Source organism: Hymenobacter ginkgonis, from assembly GCF_009755225.1.
Classification (GTDB): domain Bacteria; phylum Bacteroidota; class Bacteroidia; order Cytophagales; family Hymenobacteraceae; genus Hymenobacter; species Hymenobacter ginkgonis.
In genome coordinates this window covers 455,089-481,190 of sequence record NZ_WQKZ01000004.1, presented here as the reverse complement: position 1 = coordinate 481,190, position 26,102 = coordinate 455,089, and the positions used below count along the sequence as shown (strand labels likewise).

Sequence of the window (26,102 nt, the reverse complement as noted above, 5' to 3'; positions counted from 1 at the left end):
TTTATAGCCTATTCAGAACGTCATGCTACTGCTAGGAAGCCTGGAGTTTTGACTAACAGCTAGCAGCTTATGCAGCCTTTCAGAATAGACGTGCCCCAGCCGGTGCTGGATGATTTGCAAGCCCGCCTGGCCCATACCCGTTGGCCCGATGAAATACAGGAAGCTGATTGGGACTATGGGACTAATCGCGATTATCTGCAAAGCCTCGTTGGCTACTGGCAGCGCGGGTACGACTGGCGCGCGCAGGAAGCCAAACTCAACAAGTTTCCGCAGTTCAAAGCAGAGGTGGCGGGGATGAATCTGCATTTTATTCACTTAGAAGGCAAGGGTCTAAATCCCATGCCCTTGCTGCTCACACACGGTTGGCCCGATTCATTTTTCCGCATGGTCAAGCTGTTACCGCTGCTCACTGACCCGGCCAGCCACGGCGGGCGGGCAGAGGATGCCTTTACAGTAATAGTGCCCAACCTGCCCGGTTACGGGTTTTCGGAGCGCCCTACCGAGAAGGGCTACGACCCCAAGCGCATGGCTGATGTGTTGGCGGAACTGATGACCAAAACTATGGGCTATAAAAAGTTCGTGGCACACGGTGGCGATTGGGGTAGCAGTATTGTGGAACAGCTAGCCCTGCACCACGCCGATGCGCTGCTAGGTATTCATCTCACCGATGTGCCGTCTACCCACGTGAAAGCGGCAGATAAATTGCCCAACTTATCGGCGGCTGAGGAGGCCTTCGTGGCAAAAAACAAAGTTTGGCAGGAGAAACAAGGTGGCTACCAAAAGATACAAGGCACCAAGCCCGAAACCTTGGCTTATGGCCTAAATGACTCACCAGTAGGTTTGCTCGGCTGGATTATCGAAAAATTTCATGCCTGGAGCGACAATGACGGCAACATTGAGCACACCTTCACAAAAGACGATTTGCTCACTAACGTCATGATTTACTGGGTAACGCAAACCATTGGCTCGTCTATCCGGCTCTACTATGAGGCCATGCACAGCCCCACGCTGTCGGCACCTACCCAGGTGAAGGTGCCCACTGGCTTTGCCATTTTTCCGCAAGACATTACGCCGGCTCCCCGCGAGTTTGCCGAGCGGTTTTTCAATGTGCAGCACTGGGCCGAGATGCCCCGTGGTGGCCACTTTGCCGCTTTGGAAGAGCCAGGGCTGCTAGTAGCCGACCTACGCGAATTTACCCAAAAGCTGCGATAAATAGGCATATGGGTTACCAATAGGCCACTGGGCTACCTGTAGTTAAACATGGCAAATGGGCTGGGTAGTAAGCCAAGCTTTGTTCAGGACAAATACTTGGTCCATGAGCTAAAAACTGCCAAGTCTGCGCGACTATTGCTCATCACCTCATCCTCGTCGTTCAGAAGTCGATGAGCTCTAGCTCAGGCAAGCACGAGTCATCGGCAACCCATAAATTGAAAATACGTTTGGCAGCTAAAGCTTGAGCTAATAGCTCGGGTAATCCAAGGCCCAGAACGCTACTTTTTCCACTTCTATTCCATTCACCATGTTTTTGCGAACCTTTCTTGCTGCCTTCTTTCTAATGTGCCTCGGGCTGGTAGCTGCCCCCAAAGCTGCTGCCCAGCGCGTAGTAGTAGTGCAGCCCCGGCCGCGGCCCGTGATAGTACGGCCTCGGCGCCGGCGCCGGGTAGTGGTAGTGCAGCCCCGTCCCCGTCGCACAGTAATAGTACGTGGCGGCCGTCGGTACTAACTAGGTTCGGGTTCGATAGCCCTATCTGCCACTTTTTCCGTTTCGTAAAACCCTGCACTCTTTTTGAGCGTGTGGGGTTTTATAGTTTAGGCTCGGCCGCTCGGTTCGGCGGGCTTGCCGTAAATTTGCTCAGAACGCGCTGTCCTTTTTAGTCAATTTAGTTACCAAATGTTAGATTTCCTCGGCAAAACCGTCGCCAAATTGTTTGGCTCCAAAGCAGAAAAGGACCTCAAGGACGTGGTGCCTTATGTGGCCCTCATCAATGCGGAATATGCCAAACTGGCCGGCCTGACCGACGACCAACTGCGCCAGCGCACCCAGGAAGTTCGCCAGCAGCTCGACGGTAAGCTCAGCGGCCTCGATAGCCAGTTGGCCGCTTTGCAGGGCCAGATTGATAGCCAGCCCCAGCTAGATGTAAGCAAAAAGGAGCAGATTTTCGAGCAAATCGACACCCTCGAGAAGCAGCGCAACAAAGACCTGGAGGCGGCCCTTACCGAAGTGCTGCCGCAGTCGTTTGCGATTGTGAAAGAAACAGCGCGTCGCTATGCTCAAAATGGCCAGCTAGTAGTAACGGCCACCGACATGGACCGCGACATTGCGCGTACCAAGTCGAACGTGACTATTGTGGGCGACCAGGCCATTTGGAGCAATAAATGGCTGGCGGCCGGCGCCGAAATCACCTGGGATATGGTGCACTACGATGTGCAGCTGATTGGGGGGGTAGTGCTGCACCAAGGCAAAATTGCTGAGATGGCCACGGGCGAAGGCAAAACGTTGGTTTCAACGCTGCCAGCCTTCCTCAACGCGTTGGGGGGTAGGGGCGTGCACCTCGTAACGGTGAACGACTACCTGGCCAAGCGTGACTCGGAGTGGAACGCACCGCTGTTTGAATTTCACGGCCTCACGGTGGATTGCATTGACAAGCACCAGCCCAACACCGACGCGCGCCGCAACGCCTACCTGGCCGACATCACCTACGGCACCAACAACGAGTTTGGCTTCGACTACCTGCGCGACAACATGGCCCGCGAAACTAGCGAGCTGGTGCAGCGCAAGCACCACTACGCGATGGTGGACGAAGTGGACTCGGTGCTGATTGACGATGCGCGGACGCCGCTCATCATCTCGGGCCCGGTACCGAAGGGCGACGTGCACGAATTTTTGCAGCTTAAGCCGCGTATTCAGCGCTTGGTAGACGAGCAGAAGAAGCTGGTGCAAAACTACCTAGTAGAAGCACGCAAGCAGCTAAAAGAGGGCAACGACGGCTCTAAGGAGGGCGAAGGTGGCCTGGCGCTATTCCGCGCCTATCGCGGCCTGCCCAAAAGCAAGCCGCTCATCAAGTTCTTGTCGGAGACGGGGGTAAGGACGTCGTTGCAGAAGGTAGAGAATTTCTACATGCAGGACAACTCGCGCCAAATGCCGGAGGCCGATAAGCCGCTGTTCTTCACTATTGATGAAAAGAACAACCAGATTGAGCTGACCGAAAAAGGCATTGACCTGATTACGGCGCAGGGCGAAGACCCGCACCTGTTCATCATGCCCGATATCGGGGTCGAGATTGCCAATATTGAAAAGGCCGATGCGCTAACTGCCGAAGAAAAGCTTCAGCAGAAAGAGCAGTTGATGAGCGACTACCAGGAAAAGTCGGAGCGCGTGCACACCGTGAACCAACTGTTGAAAGCGTACACGCTGTTCGAAAAAGACGACCAGTACATCCTAAGCCAAGAAGGCAAAGTGATGATTGTGGACGAGCAGACTGGCCGGGTGATGGAAGGCCGCCGCTACTCCGATGGCCTGCACCAAGCCATCGAGGCCAAGGAAGGCGTGCGCATCGAGGATGCCACCCAGACCTACGCCACGGTGACGCTGCAGAACTTCTTCCGCATGTACCACAAGCTTTCAGGCATGACCGGTACGGCCGAAACCGAAGCTGGCGAGTTGTGGGAAATCTACAAGCTCGACGTGGTAGTGATTCCGACTAACCGCGCCATTTCGCGCAAGGATGACCACGACAAAGTGTACCGCACGGTGCGCGAGAAATACAACGCAGTTGCCGAAGAAATTCAAGCGCTGGTGCAAGCCGGCCGCCCCGTGCTGGTAGGTACGACGTCGGTAGAAATCAGCGAATTAGTAAGCCGCATGCTGAAGCTGCGCGGCATTAAGCACCAGGTGCTGAATGCCAAGCAGAACCAGCGCGAAGCCGAGATTGTGGCCGCTGCCGGCTACCCCGGTACCGTAACCATTGCCACCAACATGGCTGGCCGAGGCACCGATATTAAGCTGCGTGAAACCAGCCGTGAGGCAGGGGGCCTGGCCATTATCGGCACTGAGCGCCACGAAAGCCGGCGCGTCGACCGCCAGCTACGGGGTAGGGCCGGCCGCCAGGGCGACCCTGGTTCCAGCCAGTTCTTCGTATCGCTGGAAGACAACCTGATGCGTTTGTTTGGCTCGGAGCGCATTGCCAAGCTCATGGACCGCATGGGCATGGAAGAAGGCGAAGTGATTCAGCACTCGATGATTACGAGCAGCATCGAACGGGCGCAGAAAAAAGTAGAGGAAAATAACTTCGGCACTCGCAAGCGCTTGCTGGAATACGACGACGTGATGAATGCCCAGCGTGAGGTGGTGTACCGCCGCCGCCGCAACGCCCTGTTTGGCGAGCGCCTAGAGCTGGACATTCTGAACTTGATTTACGATGTGAGTGAGGACATTGCCGCGGGACACAAAATCACCGACGATTTTGAGGATTTCAAGCTGGCGATTATCAAGGATTTTGGGTACGATACGTATATCACTTCCCAAGAATTCAGCGCGTTGCCGGCCGAGCGCCTCACCCAGAAGCTTTACGAAGAAGCTACCGAGTACTACGAAAGCAAAAGCGAGCACATCGGAAGCAATTCGCTGCCGCTTGTGAATGATTTGCTGAGCCAGAATACGCCCTACGAAAACATCGCGGTGCCCTTCACCGACGGCCGCAAGCACATGCAAGTGATTGCCAACCTGCGCAAGGCCCAAGCCAGCCAGGGCCGCGACATTGTACGGAGCATGGAGAAGGTATCGGTGCTTTCGACCATCGACGAAGCCTGGACCCAACACTTGCGCCAGATGGACGACCTCAAGCAAGTGGTGCAGAACGCGGTGTACGAGCAAAAAGACCCGCTTTTGGTGTACAAGTTTGAGGCTTTCGAGTTGTTCAAACGCATGCTGAGCAAGGTGAACCACGAAACGGGCGCTTTCCTCTTCAAGGCCGATGTGCCGGTGGCAGCCGAAGCCGGCTTTGCCGAGCCAGAGTACTACTACGAAGACGACCAGCTCCCTACCCCCCCGCCCATGCCTAAGCTGAAGGCAGAAAAGGCCGTGTCCGACGTGTCGCTGGGCGCTGGGCAAGAAGACCTAGACCAAGCCGCTGAGCTTGGCCTGGCCCCGCCCATTCGGCAGGAGCCGGTTCGCAGCCAGAAAGTAGCCAACCGCAACGAGAAAGTAAGCGTGCAGTACATGGATGGCCGCGTGGTGCGCGATGTAAAATACAAGACCGTGGAAGAAGACCTCGCCGCCCAGCGCTGCGTACTGGTTGACTAACAAAACCACTTAGGGCCTAGCCCGGAGCAAGAAAAAAGGCCTGCGCACGCGCAGGCCTTTTTTCTTGCTCCGGGCAGCATTGTTTTCGACCGATTTAATAAGCTAGGCAGCAATTGAATAAACCAATTTTCTACTTTACTTGCGAGCTCATTTTTAATGATTTGCTGTATGAGAAATGCCTACTCCCTGCCAGTTGTTCGACGGTTTTTAGCGGCTATGCGCGCTTGTGGGTGGCTGCTCCTGCTGCTGGCTGCGCCAGTAGTTCGCGCCCAGGCGCCGGCTTGGCAGCTAGCCATTGGTACTACCCACGCGGGTGGCCCCAACACCTCGGGGGTGGCGGCTATGACGACCGACGCCAGCGGCAACGTGTACCTAACTGGCTACTTTGGGGGTACGGTCAGCTTTGGCGACATCGTGCTAAGCAGCGTTAGCCTAGGCCCCTACGATATGTTCGTGGCCAAATGGAATACGGCAGCGGGGCGCTTTGCCTGGGTGCAGCAAGCAGGCGGCGCGGGCTACGACATTCCCGCGGCCATTGCCGTAGCCGGTTCGAGCGTATATGTGGGCGGTATTTTTAGCAGCGGCCCGGTCACGTTCGGGAGCATTACCGTCACGGGAGGGAATGCTTTTGTGGCAAAGCTCACCGATGCCGGGGCTACTGCCAGCTTTACTTGGGTGCAGCAAGTAGGCGGTGTGGGTACAAATGGCATTAGCGCGCTGGCGGCCACTACTACGAGTGTGTACGCGGCGGGCTACTTCTCTAGTGCTACGGCCACTTTTGGCAGCACCGTGCTCACAAACGCAGACGCTAGCGGCTACACTGTTGACGCTTTCGTAACGCGCCTTACCGATGCGGGCAGCACCAGCAGCTTTGCCTGGGCCCAGCGCGCGGGCGGCACCGGAATAGATTCGCCCAATGCTTTGGCCTTGAATGGGTCAAATGTATACGTGGCGGGTACGTTTGCTAGCCCGTCTATCAGCTTTGGCGGCACCACCTTAGCAAACGCTGGCGCTGGCAGTAGCGCTGATATTTTCGTGGCGAAGCTCACCGAAACGGGCACTAGCGCTAGCTTCACCTGGGTCCAGCGGGCGGGCGGGCTGGACTCTGACGGCGTTAATGCCTTAGTCGCCAATGGGCCAAGCCTGTACCTGGCAGGTGCTTTTGCGGGTACTACGGCGGGGTTTGGCAGCAATACACTCACCAATTCGGGTACCGGAGCCGAGGTGTTTGTTGCTAAGCTTACCGATGCAGGCAACACCAGCAGCTTTGGCTGGGCGCAGCGCGCGGGCGGCACCGGTGAGGACCAAGCCCTCGCTTTGGCCGTAAATGGCCCCGACGTTTATGTAACGGGCAGCTATGGCAGCAGTGCGGCTGGCTTTGGCAGCACTACCCTTGCCAATAGCAACCCGGGTAGAGACGATTTATTTGTGGCGAAGCTCACCGATGCGGGCAGCACCAGCAGTTTTGCCTGGGCGCAACGGGCCGGCAGCGCCCGGGGGAGGGCGCTAGCTATTAGCGGCACTACGGTGTACGTGGCTGGCGTGGCCACCCCTACGGCAAGCTTTGGTAGCCAAACGATTACAAATGCTGGTGGTGGGCAAACGGCCTTCCTGGCTGCGTTGCCTACCATAGCTGTGCTGGCCACGGCTACCCCTTCGCCCTTGGCTGGCGTAGTTGTGGCGCCCAATCCGGCCCATGGCTTAGCGGTAGTGCAGCTGCCAGTAGTGGCAGTCCCAGAGTCGGCTGTGCTCACCCTGCTCGACGCGGTGGGCCGAGTAGTGCGCGTCACTGCGGCCGCCCCAGCCCAGCAGCACAGCCTAGACTTGCAAGGCTTGGCGCCGGGGGTATACTTGCTGCGCGTGCAAGTAGGAGAGGACTATGCAGTACGCCGCTTGGTAGTAGAGTAGCGGGCGCGCATTATGAGCAGGAGTAGGCCCCAAACCCGGCCGTATCTTTGCCCCATGCCTGCCCCCACTATTGCTAGTACCATCGACCATACTTTGCTGCGGCCCGACTGCACCGAAACTCAGATTCAGCAGCTGTGCCAAGAAGCGCGCGCGCACGGCTTTGCCAGCGCTTGCGTGCCGCCCTGCTACGTGCCGCTAGCCGCCCGCGAGCTTAGTGGCTCGGGCGTGGCCGTGTGCACCGTTATTGGCTTTCCGCTGGGGTATAATAGCAGCCGGGTGAAGTTTCGAGAAGCCGAAATAGCGTTGGCCGAAGGCGCCACCGAGCTGGACTTGGTCCTCAATATCTCGGCCCTAAAATCGGGCAGTTTGGAAGCAGTAAAGGCCGAAATCGAAGACATCGCCGACCTCGCCGACGTGCACGATGCGCTGTTGAAAGTCATCATCGAAACCGCTTTGCTTTCCGAAGAAGAAATAGAAACTGCTGCCCGCCTGTGCACCGAGGCTGGCGCGCACTTCGTGAAAACGAGCACTGGCTTTGCTAGCCGTGGCGCATCGGTGGCCGATGTAGAGCTGCTACGCCGGGTGCTACCCCCCCATATGCGCATCAAGGCCAGTGGTGGCATTCGCACGCGGGCGCAGGCGCTGGCCTTGCTAGCCGCCGGCGCCGACCGTATTGGGGCGTCTAACAGTCTGGCTATCTTGCAAGAAGATGAACCTACGCTTTCTTAACGCGGTGCTTTTCCTGAGCCTTCCGCTGCTAGCGGCCTGTGCGGCTACGGCCCCCGCTGCCCCCGTGGCCCGCACTGCCGCGCCCATCGATACCACGCGCAAGCCCGTGGCTACTGCGCCCGCCGACGACGTGGCCAAGTACCGGCCGGTGTTTGCCCAACCTGCGCCTATCCCCTCGCCGGGCCCCAACGCCCCCAAGCCTACCTCCCCGGCCAAGGCGGTGCCGGTGCCTACGGCCCAGGTAAATGCCCAGTTGGAACAACGCCTGCGCGACCAGGCGTTTACCAACCAAAACGTCAAATACGCCAGTGGCTACCGCGTGCGGGTGTACCTAGGCCTGGAGCGCGAGCAAGTGATGAATATTCGCCGCCAAGTGATTTCGCGCTACCCCGACGAAACCGATTATATCACCTTCAAGCAGCCAGTGTACCGGCTTTATGTGGGCGATTATCTCACCAAGCTCGATGCGGTGCGCGGCCTACTGCGCGTGCGACAGTTTGCGCCCAAGGCCGAGATTGAAGCCATGCAAGTATTGCTGAATAAAACGCCTTAGCCTAGCTCAAGCCACGGATTTAGCGGGAATTTCTAGTTTACCTAGATTTCGTGGGCAATTGGGCATGAAACATTTATGCAGCCGGTAGTGCAGTTACTGCCGCGCCAACTACAAAATCCGTGAAGTCCGAAAAATCAGTTGAATCAGTGGTCCAAGCCCTTAAAGCTCGTGCAGCCGCCATGGCTCCCGACCTATCGGCTCTACGCCGCCACCTGCACGCCAATCCCGAGCTCTCCTTTAAAGAAACTCAAACGGCCGCCTTCGTCACCCAGCAACTGCAAGCGCTGGGCTTGGCACCCTACCCCCTCGCGGGCACCGGAGTGGTGGCCCTCATTGAGGGGCAACCCGGCGGCCCGGTAGTGGCCCTGCGCGCCGACATGGACGCGCTGCCCATCCAAGAGCTGAGCGACATCGCTTATAAATCGACCGTGCCGGGCGTGATGCACGCTTGCGGCCACGATGTGCACACTACTTGCCTGCTCGGCGCCGCCCGCCTGCTTACGGAGTTGCGCAGCGAGTTTAAGGGTACCGTAAAATTGATTTTTCAGCCCGGTGAAGAGCTGCTGCCGGGCGGCGCCTCGCTGATGATAAAAGACGGCGTACTCGAAAATCCTACCCCTGCCGAAATCCTCGGGCAGCACGTTTTTCCGCGGCTGCCGGCCGGGCAAATTGGTGTGCGCAGCGGCCGCTACATGGCCAGCACCGATGAGTTGTATTTGAAAATCAAGGGTAAAGGCGGCCACGGCGCCATGCCCGAACTCAACCTCGACCCCGTGCTGGTAGCCGCCCACCTCATCGTGGCCGCCCAGCAGATTGTGAGCCGCCGCGCTAATCCGAAGCTGCCTTCGGTCCTGAGTTTTGGCAAAGTCATCGCCAACGGCGCTACCAACGTCATCCCCGATGAGGTCTACATTGAGGGGACATTTCGCACCCTCGACGAGGCGTGGCGCAACGAGGCCCACCAGCACCTGCGCCAGCTTTGCGAAGGATTGGCCGCCAGCATGGGCGCCGTGTGCGAGCTAGAAATTCGGCGCGGCTACCCCTGCCTCGACAACAACCCCGCCGTAACGGCCCGCGTGCGCGCCGCCGCCGAGCAGTACCTGGGTGCCGAAAACGTAATCGAACTCGACCAGTGGCTGGCGGCTGAAGACTTCGCGTATTTCTCGCAGGCCGCCCCAGCTTGCTTTTACCGGCTAGGCACGCGGGCCGCCGACGGGCGCTTTGCGGCATCGGTGCACACGCCAACTTTTGATATTGATGAGCAGGCTCTTAGCGTGGGCGCTGGCCTCATGGCCTGGCTTACCTTGCAGGAATTAGCTGGAGTCTCAGCAGGTTAAGTTAATTATTTTTAAGGACTTATTATCAATTTTATTTTATGCGTCGATTAATGACTCTTGCGCTGGTAGGTAGCGCGTTATCAGGTAGTGCCCAAACTACGCGCACGGTGCAGTCAACTCTGCTCTGGCCCGAATTGCAAGGCGAGCTAGCGTTGAAAAACGGTGATTATTTGCTGCTAGCGCTCCGGGGCGAGCGCACCACTGCCGATGGCTATGCCCAACGCACCTTGGGCTTTGATACCCGCCGCGCTACGGTGGCCTACGAGCACTTCTGGGATGCCAACTGGAGCTGGGGCGGCACGGCCCGCTACGAGTGGCGCAGCAGCAGCTACGACTTGCTGGTGCCCGAGCTGCTGGTGCGCCACCGGGCGCCTATTTTCGGCGGCATCACCTTTGGGCAGCGCCTGAGTGCCGAGTATATTATTCCAGCTAACACCAACTACCTGGGCGGCTCAGGGCCGAAAAGTCAATTCTGGGGTCGGCTTCGCGTCGACCTCGAGAAAGTAATTGCGCTCGGTGGCGATGCGACTACCGGCCTAGCCCTGCGCCCGCGCCTGAGCTACGAAGCCAGCACGCATCTGCGCTTGCAAAAAACGGATAATGACCTCGACGAGCGGACCATTCAGTTTACCAGCTTGCGCGCTGAGGTCGGCGCGCGGGTATCGCCACACTTCGACTTTACTCCCTGGTTTGCTTACCAAACGAATTACTTGGTTACGCTGCCGCAGTATGACAAAAACGGGGTTCAAACAGCGGGAGGTAATTTGAACCTGGTGTACCCAACCGTTGGCCTCGACTTGCGCTATACCATCTTGCCAGCCGGGGGCAAGGCCACTCGTCAGCAACTGCCTACCCAACACTAGGCAGGAGTAGTGCCAAATTGACATTATTATTTATTTTTAAAAAAAGCCCTCCAATCATATGTAAGGGCTTTTTTAATGACTGTAATTTATGCAATTCTGCAAAATTGTTTTTGTGCTAAATCTATTTTAAGACTTTTTGTCTTGAAATTAGTTTCGGTATAGATTTTATAGGTAACAGGTGTCGCCGCTAGTAAAAGTGGCTGTTGCTAACCTTAAAACATCTTATTTCCGATGGCCACCTTATTGTATAATAACCAGCCTGCTCTTCGTCCTGCCCGCGCCTTTAACTCCATGTTGAGCGAGTTGCTGCGCGATGCTCAGCCCACCACGCCTCAGCCTTCGACGAGCTTCGTGCCAGCTGCCGATATCTTCGAAAATGCCCAAGGCTACGAGTTACACTTGGCGCTGCCAGGCGTTGCGAAAGATGCTGTGAGCATTGATTTTCAGGAAAACCAATTGGTTGTGACTGGCACCCGGCCGGCCCCCGCTACGGAAGGCGAAAACGTGCCGACGGCGCGCCGCCTCGAAACCCGTTTTGGTGAATTCCGTCGGGCTTTCCGCTTGCCTGAGACAGTTAACGTGAAGGCTATCAGCGCCGAGCTCACCGACGGCCTGCTACGCGTGACGTTGCCTTTCGATACCGAGAAAGTAACCAAACAGCACATCGAAGTGCGCTAAGACTTGTAAAAAAAGGCACCTGCTAAGGTGCCTTTTTTGGTCTGACAATTGTTTAGTAAATAGTGGGCTAGCGAGCCCAAAGCAACCCTTGGGCACGAAAGAACATCCCCTTAGCGTTAGGGTGCAACGCGCAGCGGTGAGCGGGTAAGGCTACATTTTTTTTGTGGAGTTTGCTGGTTTTCGCTTGTAGTTTGTTAATTCGTCTTTAAATAATTTCCCTTCTTAATCATACCACCCCGATGCAAGCTAAAAATATGATGCTCGGCCTGATGACTTCCGCCATTTTGGGTGGGGGCGTGGCCGTAGGGGGGTACAAGCTGCTGGAAGCCGAGCCGGGCAACGTGGCTCAGTCTAGCGTAGCTTCTGACCCCCAGGTACGTTACACTTCGGCCATGCGCAGCAGCACCTACGCAGCACCCGAGGGGCTTAATTTTGTGGCTGCCGCTGCGGCTACTACCCCCGCCGTAGTGCACGTGATGACGGAATACAAAGCGGAGCCTCAGCAACAGTCGCGGATGCAGATGGACCCTTTTCTGCGTCAATTTTTCGGCGACCAATTTGATGGTCAGCTGCGCGGCCAGCGTGAGCCGCAGGGCGGGGGCGAAGGCTCGGGCTCGGGCGTGATTATCGCGGCTAACGGCTACATCGTTACCAATAACCACGTTATCGACAAGGCTTCGAAGGTAACAGTGGTGCTGGACGACAAGCGCAAGTATGACGCCGAGGTGGTGGGCGCTGACCCTAGCACCGACTTGGCCGTGCTCAAAGTGAAAGCCGACAACCTACCGTTTATCAAATACGGCAACTCGGACGACGTGAAGGTGGGCCAGTGGGTGCTTGCTGTGGGCAACCCTTTCAACCTGAACTCGACCGTAACGGCGGGTATTATCTCGGCTAAAGGCCGTAATATCAACATTCTGCGCCGTGAGGATAACATGGGCGTGGAGTCGTTCATTCAGACCGATGCCGTGGTAAACCCCGGCAATTCGGGTGGCGCGTTGGTAAACACCAACGGCGACCTGATTGGCATTAACTCGGCCATTTCTTCGCACACTGGCTCGTTTGAAGGCTACGCTTTTGCAGTGCCAAGTGCCATTGTGAGTAAGGTGGTTGACGACTTGCTGAAGTATAAAGTAGTGCAGCGGGCTTTGCTCGGCGTGCAAATTCAAGAAGTAGATGCCCGCTTGGCTTCCGAAAAGAAGCTGAATACCCTAAATGGCGTGTACGTGCAGGGTTTAAGCCAGAGCAGCTCGGCGGCGCAGGCTGGCCTGAAAATCGGCGACATCATTACGGACATCAACGGGGTAATGGTAAACACGGCCTCGCAGCTGCAGGAGCAAGTAGCGCGCTTCCGCCCTGGTGACAAAATCAAAGTGGGCTACCTGCGTAGCGGTTCGAAAGAGGCTACGACGGCTACGCTGCACAACGCGGCTGGTACTACGGCGGTGGTGCATGAGCTACCCGCTGATGCTGCCGTGAAGTATGAAGGTGCGAAGCTGGCTCCCGTGTCGGCTCGTCTGCAAAACTCGCTTGGCATCGATGGCGGGGCGCAGATTTCGGACATCAAAGGCAGCAATTTCAAGGAAACGGGTATGGCCGATGGCTTCATCATCACGCGTATTGACAAGAACGTGGTGCGCAAGCCCGCCGACGTGCAGGCTTACCTAGACCGTGCGAAGGATAATTCGGGGGCGTTGGTAGAAGGCGTGTATCCCGATGGCCGCAAGGCCTATTACCCCATCGGCCGCGAATAAGCGCCCGCTGGGACAGCAGAAAGCCCTCGCCAACTACTGGCGAGGGCTTTTTTGTGGCGTAATAGGTGCGCATAGCTGCCCGCTGGCGGCCTTTATAGGCTGGGGCTCTCGCCTGCTTGAGGGGGTAGGGGGGTATCTTTGTGCGCCCTACCCTCTACCCATGCTGCTACCTGCTACGGTGCCCGCCGATGCTTTTTCTTTGGAATACCGCCCCGAGCAGCACCTGCTGATTGGGCGCTGGCTGCGTCCCGTTACGCTAGCCGAGGCCCAAGCTATATATGAGGCGCTGCTGGCGGCCGCGCTGGCCCACGACAATTGCCGGCACTGGCTGCTTGATATTCGCCGCCGGGCAGTGGGCGATGCTGCGCTCATTCACTGGTTCGGCGAGGCGTTTACACCCCGGCTTGCGGCGGCTTTTGCCAGCCCGGTTTACATTGCCTACTTCGCCATGATAACCCACGACGAAGCGGCTGCGAACCCTAGCCTGGACGATAATATTCAACAAGGGACAATTCTAGGTACCCATTACCATTACTTTAACCAGGAGGGCGACTGCCTGGCCTGGCTGGCGCACCAGCTATAACGGGAAGCGACAACTCTGCGTAAGCGGCCTAAATCGTCCGAGCCATTCAGCCTATGCAGCCATCGCCGCCCACTATATTTTCGCTTGATTTTGATGCCGCTTCGAAGCAGCTAGTGGGTCGCTGGCTGCACGATACGGACAACAACGACCTTTATCCCTCCTATGAGCGGCTGCTGGCCGCTGCCCAAGCCCACGGCAAATGCCGTTTTTGGCTGCTCGATATGCGCCAGCGCAGTTGGCAGCCTGCCAGCTTTGCCCAGTGGATGAGCGACTTGCTGGCTAGAAAAGTAGTGCGCGAGCTTGGGTCGCCCGTATTTGTGGCCTATGTGGCTGCTGAAAGCCTGCGCGAAGCCATTGAAAGCACTGCCACCGAAGCAATGCTGCGGCAGGTGGCCCAGGCCGAGTTCTACCCCTACTTTTTTAGTGATGAAGGAGCCGCCCGCGACTGGCTTCTTTACTACCAAACCCATCCCGAACAGAAGCCCAGCCTGCAACACTCCTAGGTTGTACCTAGCCCGCGCCTACCCGGCGGGGGCTTTATTTTTGTAGTTTTGCTCAGCATCCTACCCCCCCCATTAGTATATGAAGCAGGCCCTTGAAGAAGCCACTACGCCCGATGTAACGGTGGCTCACCCCCACGCCGACCCCCACGGCATTCAGGATGTGCTGCGCCAGCTCGGCATCAAGGCCGAAAACCCCGCTTATAGCACCGGGCGCCAGTGGGGCGGGGCAGGTACTAGCTTGAAAACCATTGTATCGCCCGCCGATGGGCAGCGCATTGCGGCCGTGGCCGTGGCTACCGTAGCCGACTACGAAACAGTAGTGCAGGCTGCGCAGGCGGCCTTTCCAGTGTGGCGGTTGGTGCCCGCGCCGCAGCGCGGCGACATTGTGCGCCAAATTGGTTTGGAGCTACGCCACCACAAGGAAGCCTTGGGCAAGCTGGTGAGTTATGAGATGGGCAAAATCTTGCAAGAGGGCTTGGGCGAAGTGCAGGAAATGATTGACATCTGCGACTTTGCGGTGGGCCTAAGCCGGCAGTTGCACGGTTTCACCATGCACTCGGAGCGCCCTGCGCACCGCATGTACGACCAGTACCACCCGCTGGGCCTTGTGGGGATTATTTCGGCGTTCAACTTCCCCGTGGCGGTGTGGAGCTGGAATGCTATGCTGGCTGCCGTGTGCGGCGATGTCAGCATTTGGAAACCGTCGGAGAAAACGCCGCTGGTCGCCGTGGCCGTGCAGCACATCATTCGCAAGGTGCTGGAAGAGAATGACCTGCCCGAAGGCGTGTTCAACCTCGTGTTGGGTGGCCCCGAAGTAGGGGCCGCCATGGCCGCCGATGAGCGCGTGCCCCTCGTATCGGCCACTGGCAGCACCCGCATGGGCCGCGCCGTGGGCGCTGCTGTGGGCCAGCGCCTGGGCCGCGCCTTGCTTGAGCTAGGCGGCAACAACGCCATCATCCTTACCCCCCAAGCCGACCTCGACATGGCCATGCGCGCCATCGTGTTTGGGGCAGTGGGCACGGCTGGGCAGCGCTGCACCACCACGCGCCGCCTCATCATCCACGACAGCATTTATGAGGAAGTGAGCCAGCGGCTATTGGCTGCCTACGCCAAGCTGCCGGTGGGCCACCCCTTGCAAGCCGGTACCCTGGTAGGCCCACTCATCGATGCCGATGCCGTGGCGCTCTTTACCGATGCGCTCGAAAAAGTGCAGCGGGAAGGCGCTACGCTACTTGCTGGTGGCCAAGTAGTAAGCAGTGCTGAACTGCACGGCGGCCACTACGTGCTGCCCGCGTTAGTGGCCGCCGAAAACCATTACCCTACCGTGCAGGCCGAAACCTTCGCGCCCATTCTCTACCTTATTAAGTACAGCGGGGGGGTAGGGGAGGCCATTCGCTTGCAAAACGATGTGCGCCAGGGATTATCGTCGGCTATCTTCACACTCAACCTGCGCGAGGCCGAAGCTTTCTTGGCCGCGCCCGGCTCCGACTGCGGCATTGCCAATGTGAACATCGGTACCAGTGGCGCCGAAATTGGCGGGGCATTCGGCGGCGAAAAGGAAACCGGCGGTGGCCGCGAGTCTGGCTCCGACGCTTGGAAAGTATACATGCGCCGCCAAACCAATACTGTCAATTACGGCACTGAGCTGCCACTAGCACAAGGTATTAAATTTGATATTTAAGACATCCTAGAAAGCACAAAAAGCCTCACTGGACGTATCCGGCGAGGCTTTTTGTATGAATAATTATCCCCACCTATTATTGATTATAGCGTATGTCGCCGTGGCCTTTGTATAGCAAGCCGTTGTTATTAAAAAGCACGTAGTACAGCCGGTACGTTTCGTTAGGATTTAAGCCCAATTGGGCATAGTCGAATGCGTAGACATGGCCGCCGGTGAAATTGCCGTGTTCTAGTCTTTTTACCACTTGGTAGGTCCGGTTTACCAAAACTGCTGTGACGGTGTAGCTTACGGCCGAACCATTCGTTTGCAGTATCCAGTTAGCCCGCGAGGCCGGGTTGGGATAAGTGTAGGTGAAACCTACTAGAGTGGGCTGCTGCGGACTATTGAGCGCGATGCTAAGCTCGGGAAATAACGCTGTTTCCTGCTCATTCCAGGTAGCATCGCTGGTCCAATCGGTGGGGTCTTGGGCGCCGTTTGCCATACCATTATTGCTTCGGTACGAGATGCCGTCATCAGGCCCAAAGTCGAGGGTAGGGCTTGTGTCTTTTTTATGACAAGCAGCCAGGACAAGTAAAGCAGCAATAAGTAGTAATCGAGGCATAGAAATGCAAAAAAATGAGTTGGCAAAATAAACACCAAACCCAACTTTTTGCCATTGCTATTTACTGGTTGCCGGCGGTTTGCTGCACCACTTCAGGCAGTACTTTGCTGAGCGCCTCGGCCTGGGCCCGCGTAAAATTACCCTGCACCTGCACGAGCACAAACGACCCCAGCGCATCGGGCATAGAGCCGGTAGCCACTAGCTCACTCACTTGGTCGCCCGAAGCTTTCACTACGTATTGGTAGTTGGTAGCACCCGCGTTGGAGCTGACCAGCGACGTGTAGCGCTCGGCCTGTAGCAAGCCAGTTACTTCGCCATTGAGGCCCTCGCGCACCAAGTTTTGCGCACTGCCCGAGGTAGGGGTAAACGTCATCACGCGCGCCGTGCGGATACCCGTGATGGCGTTGGTTAAGTCGTTGCCACCAAGTAGCTTGCCCACCCGCACCAGGGCCATGCGTTGCAACAAATCAGCCGACCATTCGGTGGTGCGGAAGCCAGACCGGTCGCGGTACTTCGCAAAAAAAGCTGCTACCGTTCGGGCCGGCGTGCCCGGGCCGCCCGCCCGGCAGGCCCCAAGTAGCGCCAAAGCCAGTAGCAAGGCGCCCACGGCTAGGCGCCCGGTAAGGCGGTGTTTGGTGAAAGCGTTGGTCATGAATTATTTGAGAATTAAACACTGGTTTGCAGCAACCAGGTAGCGCCCTATGGCAGTTGAGGAGGGGTAGGAAACAATAGAAGCGCGCTCCTCAGCAGCTCTGCGCAGAAAGCTATCTAACGCTAGGGTGCCAAGGAACGCGCTTCTTAAGGAAGATGCGTAGCGGCCAGCCGCTTAGCTATGCGCCCCGGCCGAGTCGCCCTTCACAAGCTCGTCGTTCTCGCCGCGGCGCTGGCCTTGGCTATCGCGCGGGCCTTCGGCGTTCGTAATTTCATCTTCCTCGTCCGACGACACATAGACGTTGGTAGTAGGGCCGAGGCCGCCGGTTTTCTGGGCTAAGTCGGCTTCAGCTTGGGCAAATTTTAGGTTGAGCAGCGCGTCGTCGCCAGTGGTTTCGTCGGCTTTTTTCGAAGGATTTTGGGCCATTATGCACTGCCGGCTGGTCGGGAAATGAACGGCCGCCGGGCGCCTGTTAGTACGCGGCCGAAGCTGTGAGGTTGAGGTAAGGGTAGGGCCACCGGCCGTAGTAGGTGTAATTTTGCAAGCAGCAACCCGTATTTATGTTCCTTCATTAAGCTTATGTCCCACACGTCGCCCCCCACCGATTTCGACCCGCAACACAACCCTTGGCAAACTCTCGGCACCGAAACGAAGTACCAAAATCCCTGGATTCGGGTGCGGGAAGACCAGATTATCAACCCCAACGGGGGCTCAGGCGTCTACGGCGTGGTATCGATGCAAAACAAGGCCATTGGCATTGTGCCCGTTGATGCCGACGGCAATACCTGGCTCGTGGGCCAGTACCGTTACACCCTCAACGAGTACAGCTGGGAAATTCCGATGGGAGGCGGCCTGCTCGACGTACCCATTCTAGAGTCGGCCCAGCGCGAGCTGCGCGAAGAAACCGGCCTGCTAGCCCGCACCTGGACGCGCATTTCGCGCCTCCACACCTCCAACTCGGTTACCGATGAGGAAGGGTTTGTATTCTTAGCCGAAGACTTGGAGCAGGGCGAATGGGAGCCCGAAGAAAGCGAAGACCTGCGCCTCTGGAAGCTACCCCTAGCCCAAGCCATCGAGCTGATTATGGAAGACCGCATTACCGATGCCATCAGCGTAGCTGGCCTGCTTAAGGCCGAGCGCGTGCTAGCTAGCCGTAACTAAAGGGGGTAGGGGCAGGGCACCCCGCCCCTGCGAAAGCCCAAGCCGGTGGCAGCCAACAGTTCCTAGTACCTATTTTTGCCTTATGCCCGCCTTCTTGCGTTACCTCGGTCATCGGCTCTATACTACTTGGGCCACTTTTTGGTTTGTCGCGCCTTTTTTTGCTACCTACCCGGCACAGTGGGTGCTAAGCCAGCGCCCCGAGTGGCTGCGGTTCTTGCACGGCATCAACCGGGGCTGGGCCAAGTTCTCCATCTTTATGTGGGGCGTGCCGTTTGAGGTGGTGCGCGAAAGTACCCACCCGGTGCCCCAGCCCTGTATTTACGTGGCCAACCACGGCTCGTACGTGGATATTCTGGTGCTTTTTCGCACCATTCCGGGTTTCCTCAATATGATGGGGAAGGACTCGTTAGCCAAAGTGCCACTATGGGGGCCCCTATTTGGCAAAACTTACATCACCGTCAACCGCCGCAGTGTGGTGAGCCGGGGTCGCGCCATGGCCCAGGCCCGCCAAGCGCTAGCGCAAGGCCGGCCGCTGGCGCTATTTGCCGAAGGCACCATCGGCGACAAGCCCGGCGAAGAGTTGCAGCCCTTCATGGATGGCGCTTTTCAGCTAGCCATTGCCACTGGTGTGCCGCTGGTGCCCGTAAGCATGCCCCTGAACCACAAGTTTATGCCCTCGGTGAAGGGCCTGCGGGTGCGCTACGCACCGCTGCGCATTATTTTCCACGAAGCCATCGAAACCAAAGGCCTCACCCAAGACGATGTGCCGGCTCTTAAAGCCAAGGTAGCCGCCCAAATTGCCGATGACTTCGTGCCCGAAGGCCGGGGCATCCCCGAGCCTAGCCGCTGGCGCTGAGCAAGCTAACCCACGGCCCCAGATTTATTTCGTACGCAGCCCGCCGCTGCCCTACCCCTCCCTTTTACATGAACACCGACCTCGAAACCCTCCGCGGCTTAGCCCACCTGGCCCGCCTCGAATTTGACCCGGCCCACGAAGAGCAGATGTTGACCGACCTCAACAAAATTCTGGATTGGGTGGCCCAACTAGAGCAAGTGAATACCGATGGGGTGGCGCCGCTGGTGCATTTATCGCAGGAGGTCAATGTGTTGCGCGATGACAAAGCCCACAACACCGTTACCCACCAGGAAGGCCTGCGCAATGCGCCGCGCAAAGATTCAGACTATTTCCGCGTGCCTAAGGTGCTCGACTAACGCTTGCCTACTCTGCTGTTGCCCGAACCTGCTGCGCGCCGCTGGCTCAGCTTCGCCGCCCTGCTAGCAGTGCTGGCGCTGGGGCTGGCTGCCTACTATTATTTCACGGGCGAGGCGGCTACGCTGCCGCTGCGCCTAGTGCCACACTTGGCGCCGGTACCCCTCACCCTGGACTCGGTAGCGGTGGGGCCGGCACGTTTGCCGCTGGCTCTCAGCGGCTTTATCACTACCCTTACCCACGATGTGGGCGGGCCCTACACGCAGCCCGTGGCGGCCGGCCTATGGCTGGCTATACTGGCGCTGGTATTGGCCGGCTGGCTGGCGGTGGTGAGTGGCCTGCGCCGACCGGCTTTTGTGGCGGGCACGGCACCCGTTATTTTTCTGCTGCTCTCGCTTAATGTGGATGCTTTGGGCATTTTTGCGGGCACCAAGCAATACTTTTTGTGGCTGAGTTTAGGGCTGCTGGGCTCGGCGGCGCTGGGCCTACAGCTTTTTGGTGAAAAAGTGCCGCTACGCGGCCGCGTAGCCATTTTTGGGGGCTTAGTAGCGCTGCTGGCTAGCTTAATTTATGCGAAAACTACCCTGCCGCCCGACGAGACGCTGCTGCAACTGGCCGCCTACAGCACCCCGGCGGGAGCGGCATTGGTGGCCGCCTTGGTGCTATGGATAGGGGTAGAGAATATCCGCGCCCTCCTGTGGTTCAACACGCAGGCCGAGCGGCCCGAAAGCCGGTTTGGGCTACTGCCTTTTGTGTTGGCTAGTGGGCTGTACCTAGGCGCTTTAGGGCTTTACTATTGGAACGACGGACAGCTGGCGCTTGGCTGGGGGCTGCACCTCGACCCACTAGTGTTGCTGCTACCGGCCGTGTTGGCGGGGGGGGTAGGCTTGCGACAACGCGCGCCTAGTTATGCGGGCTGGTTGCCTGTGGCAGCCGCCCAGCCGCTGTACTGGCTGCTGGTAGCCGCCGCGGCCGGAGCATTAAGCTACGCCTTCGCCACTGCCAACGACCCGTTGCTGGCCGCCGCCCGCGATTTTAGCGTGCTGGCGTTGGGGCTGCTGGGGGCGGCTTTTCTGCTGTATGTGTTGGTAAATTTTGGCTCGCTCATCCAGCAGCGGCTGCGGGTGTACCGCGTGGTGTTTGAGCCGCGCCGCTTGCCCTTCTATACGGTATATGTGTTGGGGGTAGGGGCGCTGCTCTTATATGAGCTGCGTTTCAACTGGCCCCTGCTCGACCAAGTGCAGGCCGGGCAGTATAACCAGCTCGGCGACCTTACGCGCCAGCAAAGCGAAGCACACCCCGACGACCTCCCCCTGGCGTTGCTGGCCGAGCGCTACTACGCCGAAAGCGGCGATATACTTGCCCGCTTCAACCGGCGGGCGCAGCTGGGCCGCGCCGCGCTCTACCGCTTCCGCAGCCAGCTGCAAAACGAACAAAATGCTCTGCGCCGCGCCTTGCTTCGCCAGCCCGATGCCAAAGTATCGGTGCATCTCGCGGCGTTGCTCACCTCGCCTGCCGACTTTTTCGACTGCCTCGAAGCGCTGCGCCAAGCGCGCCGTGCCGCGCCGCAGAGCTTTCCGCTCACGTCTGACTTAGCCCAGCTCTTCACCCGCTCAACGCTAACTGACTCGGTGGCGCTGTACCTTGACCGGGCCGAAAAGCTGCAGCCAGCTTCTTACGTGAGCCAAACCAACCAATTAGGTTTCTTGCTGAGCCAAAACTTGTTGCCGGCCGCCCAAAAGCTAGCCGCCAGCGCACCAGCTACTGCCGGCGAACCGGCTTTGGCAGCCAATAAAGCCTTGGTGCAATTGCTGGCTAAAGGTACTGGCGAGGCGCCTACCCCCCCCGGGGCCGCCGACCTCGGCGCGGCCGATTTTGCCCATGTGTACCAGGCTGCTTTGCTAACTATTCGTGGCCAGCAACCAGCAGCCGTGCGCCAGTTGCTGGCTAGCCTAGCTGGGCTGGCCGCCCGGCCAGGCAATGCCGTCTACTACGAGCAACTGGTGTTTCTGCAGGCGCTGGCTTACCATGCCAGTGGCCAGGAGGTGGCGGCTCGCCAAACGCTTGCGCCACTCACGGCAGGCACGAGTGCCACGGCGGGCTACTACCAGTATGTATTGGGCTTGTGGCAGTTGCAGCAAGGGCAATATGCCACGGCGGCCAACCAGCTGACGCTGGCGGCCACGCATGGCGCCGGCGATGCCCGCTTGGCGCGCGCCTGGGCGTTGGCTTACAGCGGGCAGCTTGATTCGGCGCGGTTAGCCGGGGAGCGGCTGGTAGCAGTTGGCCCAGCGCCTACTCAGCAAAGTGCCCGGCAGCTTACGCAGTTGCTGAGCGCGGGTGGTCTGCCCGCCCCAGCTGCATCAGCCACGAGCAGCCAGCCATTAGTTGCGCAGGCGCAAGCAGCTGAAACTAGTAATCAGCCCAAAGCCACGGCATTATACCAGCAAATTGTTCGCGAAGTACCTTTCAACGAAACGGCCATATTGGCCGCGGCGCGCTACTATACCAGCCGCCGCCAAGTAAGTGCGGCCTACGAAGCGCTACGCTTGGGGCTGCTCGAAAACCCGGCTTCTATTGCGCTGCAACAGGCCTACGCCCTGGCTGCCGCCGATGCCGGACTGGCCGATTTAGGACAGTCTGCGCTCGACCAGCTGCGGCCGCGCCTCAGCCCCGCGCAATACGCTAACTTGCTGGCGCAATTCACCGCCCACCGGGCAGCCCACGCGGCGGCTGTCGCGTCTTTCTCCGACGCGTCGGCCCCGCCGGTACCCGTCCGCTAACTTCCTTCTGCTCATGCCTATCGCTACTGCCTCACCCTTCGTCATCCAGACTACCAACATCGCTAAGGAATACGTGATGGGTACCGAGCACATCCACGCCCTGCGCTCGGTGAGCATCGATATTAAGCGCGGCGAATACGTTGCGTTTATGGGTCCCTCGGGCTCGGGCAAAAGCACGCTCATGAACATCGTGGGCTGCCTCGATACGCCCACGCAGGGCCAGTACATCCTCAATGGCCAGGATGTGAGCCGCATGACCGACAACCAACTAGCTGAGGTGCGCAACAAAGAAATTGGCTTTGTTTTCCAGACCTTCAACCTGCTGCCGCGCTCCACTTCGCTCGACAATGTGGCCCTACCCCTCATTTATGCGGGCTTGGGCAAGCGCGAGCGCAACGAGCGCGCCCTTGAGGCATTGCGCTCGGTGGGCCTGGCCGACCGAGCCGGCCACCGCCCCAACGAGCTTAGCGGCGGCCAGCGCCAGCGCGTGGCCATCGCCCGCGCCCTTGTGAACACGCCCAGCGTGCTGCTGGCCGACGAACCCACCGGTGCCCTCGATTCTAAAACGAGCTACGAAATTATGGGGCTCTTTGAGGCCCTGTATGCCAAAGGCAATACCATTATTATGGTAACGCACGAAGAGGATATTGCGCGCTACGCCCATCGGATTGTGCGCCTGCGCGACGGCCTTATCGAAACCGACGAAATCAACCACGAGGTATCGCAGCCCGCCATTAATTCGTTTAGCCATTAAGGTGGGGGTAGGGCTAGGGCTGCTAAGCCAGCTTGATTGGCGAGTCAGCCCCACGCATACATTACTATAAGGAGTAGCTCCATGAAAATTTACACCAAAACCGGCGACACGGGCCTTACTTCGCTCATTGGTGGCACGCGGGTGCCCAAGTCGAGCCTGCGCATCGACTGCTACGGCACGGTGGACGAGTTGAACTCCTACCTGGGCCTGCTGCGCGACCAGGACGTGAATGCCACCCGCCGCGACTTACTGAAAGAAATGCAGGACCGGTTGTTCACTATCGGTTCGCACCTGGCCACCGACCCTGGCAAAGAGCTGCGCCAGCGCCTACCCGACCTGCACGCCGCCGACGTGGCCCTACTCGAAACCGAAATGGACCGCATGAATGAAAGCCTACCCCCCCTGCGCGAGTTCATCCTGCCCGGTGGGCATCCCGCCGTGTCGTTTGGGCACGTAGCCCGCTGCGTATGCCGCCGCGCCGAGCGCTTGGTTATCGCGCTGCACGACGAAGCACCCGTGGAAGACTTGATAATCATGTACTTGAATCGCTTATCAGATTACCTGTTTGTATTAAGCCGCCAAATGGCCCACGAGCTAGGGGTAGCAGAAGTAACCTGGAAGCCTCGCACGTAGTTACTACCCTATCTCCTCCCACCCGCCCCGGCCCCCTGGCCGGCTTACCCCCGAGTTTTTACGCTTTATCTTATGCTCGACACTTTCGCTATCGACATTCAGCCCACGGCTACCTCGCGTCTTGCCGAGCTAGACCCGGCCAACATGGAATTTGGCAAGCTCTTCGCCGACCACATGCTGACCGTCGAGTTTACCGACGGCGAGTGGCAGCAGCCGCGCATCGTACCCTACGGCCCACTCACTATTAGCCCTGCCAACTCGGCCCTGCATTACGGCCAAGCTATTTTTGAAGGCGCTAAAGCCTATCGGCAGGCCGATGGCAGCGTGGCGCTCTTCCGGCCCCTCGACAATTGGCGTCGCCTCAATGCCTCGGCCGAGCGCATGGCTATGCCTACCGTGCCGGAAGATATTTTTCTGCAAGGGCTGCGCGAGCTGGTGAAGCTTGATGCCGGCTGGGTACCCGATACGGCAGGTAGCTCGCTCTATCTCCGGCCCTTCATGTTTGCTACCGATGGCTTCCTGGGTGTGCGGCCTTCCGAGAAGTACCATTTTGGCATTATTACTTGCCCGGTGGCGGCGTTCTTCACTAAGCCGGTGCGCGTGCGCTTCGAGCAGAAATACGTGCGCGCCGCCCCCGGCGGCGCTGGCTATGCCAAAAACGCCGGCAACTATGGTGCGGCCATGCTGCCTAGCAAGCTGGCTCAACAAGAAGGCTACCACCAACTGCTTTGGACTGATGCCTCGGAGCACCAGTACGTAGAAGAGTCGGGCGCTATGAACGTGATGTTTGTTATTGACGGTGTTATCATTACGCCGGCTCTTTCAACTTCTATTCTGGATGGTATTACGCGCCGCTCGGTGCTGGAGCTAGCCCGCGATTGGGGCCTGCCAGTGGAAGAGCGCCGGGTATCAAGCCGCGAAGTAGTGGCCGCCATCCAGGAAGGTCGTCTTACCGAGGCCTTTGGCGTGGGCACCGCCGCTACCATTGCGCCCATCGCCACTATCGGCTACGAAGGCCACAACTACGACCTGCCGGCCCTGCTCGACGATGCCTTTGCCCGTAGGGTAGGGGCGGCCCTCGAAGCCATCCGCACCGGCCACGCCGCCGACCCCCACGGCTGGATGGTTGCCGTGTAGCTACCCGCAAAAAGTAGGGGTAGGCAACTTGGCGCTCAGCCTTTGCAAAATTTACAAAACCAGTAGGAAAGGCTAGTCGGAATCCCGGCTAGCCTTTTTTTGTTCGACCTTTGCCCCCAGGTTATTTGCTGAAGCTCCGCTTCACCATCTCACTAACCCGTTACCTAACTATTCCCCATCACATGACCCAAGACCAGATAAAGGACTTGAAGGGCCGCGCCGAGGCCTTGAGGAGGTATCTTTGACTACGATAGCCGCAAAGAACAAGTGACGGCCGCCGAGGCCGAAACACTAGCACCCAACTTCTGGGACGACTCGAAGGCTGCCGAGCTTAAGCTCAAGGAAATCAAGAGTATCAAAACCTGGACTGACGACTACGAAGCCGTGCAGCGGGCGGTGGCCGATACTGATGTGCTCTACGACTTCTACAAGGAGGGCGATGCTACGGAGGCCGAAATTCAAGCCGAATACGAGGCTACCCAAGCCAAAGTAGAGGCGCTAGAATTTAAGCGCATGCTCTCGGATGAGGAAGACCAGTTGTCGGCTATCATCGACATCAATCCCGGTGCCGGTGGTACCGAAAGCCAAGACTGGGCCGAAATGCTCATGCGCATGTACATCATGTGGGGCGAAAGCAAGGGTTTTAGCGTCAAGCAACTGAGCTACCAGCCTGGTGAAGGTGCGGGTATCAAATCAGCATCGTTGGAGATTGATGGTCCCTTTGCCTATGGCTACCTCAAGAGCGAAATTGGTGTGCACCGCTTGGTTCGCATGTCGCCCTTCGACAGCAGTGGGCGGCGGCATACGTCGTTTGCTTCCGTGTTTGCCTACCCCGTGGTTGATGATACTATCGTGATTGACATCAACCCCGCTGACATCTCCTGGGATACCTTCCGGGCGGGCGGCGCAGGTGGCCAAAACGTGAACAAGGTCGAAACCGCCGTGCGCCTCACGCACGCGCCCTCAGGCATTATCATTGCCGTGCAGATTGAGCGCTCGCAGCTTATGAATAAGGAACATGCCCTGCGGATGCTCAAGTCGCGCCTCTACCAGCAGGAGATGGACAAGCGTAACCTAGAACGCGACAAGGTTGAAGCCACTAAAAAGCGTATTGACTTCGGCTCTCAGATTCGCAACTACGTGCTGCATCCCTACAAGCTTATCAAGGACTTGCGCACCGGCATCGAGCGCACCGATGTGCAAAACGTGCTCGATGGCGACCTAGACGAATACATTAAAGGTTACCTAATGCAGAGCTAAACCCTGGTTAATACAACCGT

The 26,102-nt window shown here is 58.3% G+C and carries 23 protein-coding genes; 20 read left to right on the top strand and 3 right to left on the bottom strand.

Annotated elements, in window-relative coordinates; translation table 11 throughout:
* The first annotated feature begins 69 nt into the window (after window positions 1-69).
* From GO988_RS18035 to amaB, 12 genes are all read left to right on the top strand, one after another.
* Complete coding sequence (locus GO988_RS18035) at window positions 70-1,212, top strand: epoxide hydrolase family protein (protein WP_157568097.1); 1,143 nt, start codon at window positions 70-72, stop codon at window positions 1,210-1,212.
* 679 nt (window positions 1,213-1,891) lie between these two features.
* Window positions 1,892-5,302 carry a preprotein translocase subunit SecA gene (secA, locus tag GO988_RS18030; RefSeq protein WP_157568095.1) on the top strand — a complete coding sequence of 1,137 codons (3,411 nt, stop codon included), beginning with the start codon at window positions 1,892-1,894 and terminating at the stop codon, window positions 5,300-5,302.
* A gap of 168 nt (window positions 5,303-5,470) precedes the next feature.
* Complete coding sequence (locus GO988_RS18025) at window positions 5,471-7,210, top strand: T9SS type A sorting domain-containing protein (RefSeq protein WP_198172882.1); 1,740 nt, start codon at window positions 5,471-5,473, stop codon at window positions 7,208-7,210.
* Between the two features lie 54 nt (window positions 7,211-7,264).
* Complete coding sequence (gene deoC / locus GO988_RS18020) at window positions 7,265-7,939, top strand: deoxyribose-phosphate aldolase (RefSeq protein WP_157568091.1); 675 nt, start codon at window positions 7,265-7,267, stop codon at window positions 7,937-7,939.
* Window positions 7,920-8,492, top strand: a complete 573-nt coding sequence (locus GO988_RS18015) for a hypothetical protein (protein WP_157568089.1) — start codon at window positions 7,920-7,922, stop codon at window positions 8,490-8,492. The genes deoC and GO988_RS18015 overlap by 20 nt, the downstream gene beginning before the upstream one ends.
* A gap of 179 nt (window positions 8,493-8,671) precedes the next feature.
* On the top strand, window positions 8,672-9,829 hold the full coding sequence (locus GO988_RS18010) for a M20 metallopeptidase family protein (RefSeq protein WP_157568087.1): 1,158 nt from the start codon (window positions 8,672-8,674) through the stop codon (window positions 9,827-9,829).
* A gap of 38 nt (window positions 9,830-9,867) precedes the next feature.
* On the top strand, window positions 9,868-10,692 hold the full coding sequence (locus GO988_RS18005; RefSeq protein ID WP_157568084.1) for a hypothetical protein: 825 nt from the start codon (window positions 9,868-9,870) through the stop codon (window positions 10,690-10,692).
* Window positions 10,693-10,923: 231 nt separating this feature from the next.
* Window positions 10,924-11,370, top strand: a complete 447-nt coding sequence (locus tag GO988_RS18000) for an Hsp20/alpha crystallin family protein (RefSeq protein ID WP_157568082.1) — start codon at window positions 10,924-10,926, stop codon at window positions 11,368-11,370.
* Window positions 11,371-11,609: 239 nt separating this feature from the next.
* A complete protein-coding gene (locus tag GO988_RS17995; protein WP_232341576.1) occupies window positions 11,610-13,124 on the top strand; it encodes a S1C family serine protease in 1,515 nt (504 codons plus the stop codon).
* Between the two features lie 160 nt (window positions 13,125-13,284).
* Entirely contained in the window at window positions 13,285-13,707 is a 423-nt protein-coding gene (locus GO988_RS17990; RefSeq protein WP_157568080.1) for a hypothetical protein, read from the top strand.
* A gap of 53 nt (window positions 13,708-13,760) precedes the next feature.
* On the top strand, window positions 13,761-14,210 hold the full coding sequence (locus GO988_RS17985; RefSeq protein WP_157568078.1) for a hypothetical protein: 450 nt from the start codon (window positions 13,761-13,763) through the stop codon (window positions 14,208-14,210).
* Window positions 14,211-14,289: 79 nt separating this feature from the next.
* Complete coding sequence (gene amaB / locus GO988_RS17980) at window positions 14,290-15,891, top strand: L-piperidine-6-carboxylate dehydrogenase (protein WP_157568076.1); 1,602 nt, start codon at window positions 14,290-14,292, stop codon at window positions 15,889-15,891.
* A 76-nt stretch (window positions 15,892-15,967) separates the two neighbouring features.
* Here the strand turns inward: amaB and GO988_RS17975 are convergent, their stop codons facing one another.
* The 3 genes from GO988_RS17975 to GO988_RS17965 form a co-directional block, all read right to left on the bottom strand.
* Window positions 15,968-16,492, bottom strand: coding sequence for a hypothetical protein (locus GO988_RS17975; RefSeq protein WP_157568074.1), 525 nt, complete (start codon window positions 16,490-16,492; stop codon window positions 15,968-15,970).
* Between the two features lie 61 nt (window positions 16,493-16,553).
* On the bottom strand, window positions 16,554-17,144 hold the full coding sequence (locus GO988_RS17970; RefSeq protein WP_157568072.1) for a DUF4252 domain-containing protein: 591 nt from the start codon (window positions 17,142-17,144) through the stop codon (window positions 16,554-16,556).
* A 174-nt stretch (window positions 17,145-17,318) separates the two neighbouring features.
* Complete coding sequence (locus GO988_RS17965) at window positions 17,319-17,570, bottom strand: hypothetical protein (protein ID WP_157568070.1); 252 nt, start codon at window positions 17,568-17,570, stop codon at window positions 17,319-17,321.
* A 153-nt stretch (window positions 17,571-17,723) separates the two neighbouring features.
* Between GO988_RS17965 and GO988_RS17960 the strand changes: the two genes are divergently transcribed.
* The 8 genes from GO988_RS17960 (at window position 17,724) to prfB (ending at window position 26,082) form a co-directional block, all read left to right on the top strand.
* Window positions 17,724-18,305 (top strand): NUDIX domain-containing protein, encoded by a 582-nt coding sequence (locus tag GO988_RS17960; RefSeq protein ID WP_157568068.1) that lies wholly within the window; start codon window positions 17,724-17,726, stop codon window positions 18,303-18,305.
* A gap of 82 nt (window positions 18,306-18,387) precedes the next feature.
* Window positions 18,388-19,161 (top strand): lysophospholipid acyltransferase family protein, encoded by a 774-nt coding sequence (locus tag GO988_RS17955; RefSeq protein WP_157568066.1) that lies wholly within the window; start codon window positions 18,388-18,390, stop codon window positions 19,159-19,161.
* 68 nt (window positions 19,162-19,229) lie between these two features.
* Window positions 19,230-19,517 (top strand): Asp-tRNA(Asn)/Glu-tRNA(Gln) amidotransferase subunit GatC, encoded by a 288-nt coding sequence (gene gatC, locus GO988_RS17950; protein WP_157568064.1) that lies wholly within the window; start codon window positions 19,230-19,232, stop codon window positions 19,515-19,517.
* Between the two features lie 18 nt (window positions 19,518-19,535).
* Complete coding sequence (locus GO988_RS17945) at window positions 19,536-22,298, top strand: tetratricopeptide repeat protein (protein WP_157568062.1); 2,763 nt, start codon at window positions 19,536-19,538, stop codon at window positions 22,296-22,298.
* Between the two features lie 13 nt (window positions 22,299-22,311).
* A complete protein-coding gene (locus tag GO988_RS17940) occupies window positions 22,312-23,052 on the top strand; it encodes an ABC transporter ATP-binding protein (RefSeq protein WP_157568060.1) in 741 nt (246 codons plus the stop codon).
* A gap of 81 nt (window positions 23,053-23,133) precedes the next feature.
* On the top strand, window positions 23,134-23,685 hold the full coding sequence (locus GO988_RS17935; RefSeq protein ID WP_157568058.1) for a cob(I)yrinic acid a,c-diamide adenosyltransferase: 552 nt from the start codon (window positions 23,134-23,136) through the stop codon (window positions 23,683-23,685).
* Between the two features lie 72 nt (window positions 23,686-23,757).
* Window positions 23,758-24,822, top strand: coding sequence for a branched-chain amino acid aminotransferase (locus tag GO988_RS17930; RefSeq protein WP_157568056.1), 1,065 nt, complete (start codon window positions 23,758-23,760; stop codon window positions 24,820-24,822).
* A 182-nt stretch (window positions 24,823-25,004) separates the two neighbouring features.
* Window positions 25,005-26,082 (top strand): peptide chain release factor 2 gene (gene prfB / locus GO988_RS17925; RefSeq protein ID WP_157568054.1). Its coding sequence is split into 2 segments (ribosomal slippage): window positions 25,005-25,064 and window positions 25,066-26,082, totalling 1,077 coding nucleotides; the frame shifts between segments, so codons are not numbered across the junction.
* Window positions 26,083-26,102 lie beyond the last annotated feature (20 nt).

Bases quoted from the DNA above. Each gene is read 5' to 3' on its own strand.
- GO988_RS17970 (WP_157568072.1), bottom strand. From the start codon at position 17,144: ATGACCAACGCTTTCACCAAACACCGCCTTACCGGGCGCCTAGCCGTG.
- GO988_RS18010 (WP_157568087.1), top strand. From the start codon at position 8,672: ATGGCTCCCGACCTATCGGCTCTACGCCGCCACCTGCACGCCAATCCC.
- GO988_RS18035 (WP_157568097.1), top strand. From the start codon at position 70: ATGCAGCCTTTCAGAATAGACGTGCCCCAGCCGGTGCTGGATGATTTG.
- GO988_RS17930 (WP_157568056.1), top strand. From the start codon at position 23,758: ATGCTCGACACTTTCGCTATCGACATTCAGCCCACGGCTACCTCGCGT.
- GO988_RS18000 (WP_157568082.1), top strand. From the start codon at position 10,924: ATGGCCACCTTATTGTATAATAACCAGCCTGCTCTTCGTCCTGCCCGC.
- GO988_RS17955 (WP_157568066.1), top strand. From the start codon at position 18,388: ATGCCCGCCTTCTTGCGTTACCTCGGTCATCGGCTCTATACTACTTGG.
- GO988_RS17960 (WP_157568068.1), top strand. From the start codon at position 17,724: ATGTCCCACACGTCGCCCCCCACCGATTTCGACCCGCAACACAACCCT.
- GO988_RS17975 (WP_157568074.1), bottom strand. From the start codon at position 16,492: ATGCCTCGATTACTACTTATTGCTGCTTTACTTGTCCTGGCTGCTTGT.
- GO988_RS18005 (WP_157568084.1), top strand. From the start codon at position 9,868: ATGCGTCGATTAATGACTCTTGCGCTGGTAGGTAGCGCGTTATCAGGT.
- GO988_RS17965 (WP_157568070.1), bottom strand. From the start codon at position 17,570: ATGGCCCAAAATCCTTCGAAAAAAGCCGACGAAACCACTGGCGACGAC.
- GO988_RS18025 (WP_198172882.1), top strand. From the start codon at position 5,471: ATGAGAAATGCCTACTCCCTGCCAGTTGTTCGACGGTTTTTAGCGGCT.
- GO988_RS17935 (WP_157568058.1), top strand. From the start codon at position 23,134: ATGAAAATTTACACCAAAACCGGCGACACGGGCCTTACTTCGCTCATT.
- secA (WP_157568095.1), top strand. From the start codon at position 1,892: ATGTTAGATTTCCTCGGCAAAACCGTCGCCAAATTGTTTGGCTCCAAA.
- GO988_RS17990 (WP_157568080.1), top strand. From the start codon at position 13,285: ATGCTGCTACCTGCTACGGTGCCCGCCGATGCTTTTTCTTTGGAATAC.
- GO988_RS17940 (WP_157568060.1), top strand. From the start codon at position 22,312: ATGCCTATCGCTACTGCCTCACCCTTCGTCATCCAGACTACCAACATC.
- amaB (WP_157568076.1), top strand. From the start codon at position 14,290: ATGAAGCAGGCCCTTGAAGAAGCCACTACGCCCGATGTAACGGTGGCT.
- GO988_RS17995 (WP_232341576.1), top strand. From the start codon at position 11,610: ATGCAAGCTAAAAATATGATGCTCGGCCTGATGACTTCCGCCATTTTG.
- GO988_RS18015 (WP_157568089.1), top strand. From the start codon at position 7,920: ATGAACCTACGCTTTCTTAACGCGGTGCTTTTCCTGAGCCTTCCGCTG.
- gatC (WP_157568064.1), top strand. From the start codon at position 19,230: ATGAACACCGACCTCGAAACCCTCCGCGGCTTAGCCCACCTGGCCCGC.
- GO988_RS17985 (WP_157568078.1), top strand. From the start codon at position 13,761: ATGCAGCCATCGCCGCCCACTATATTTTCGCTTGATTTTGATGCCGCT.
- deoC (WP_157568091.1), top strand. From the start codon at position 7,265: ATGCCTGCCCCCACTATTGCTAGTACCATCGACCATACTTTGCTGCGG.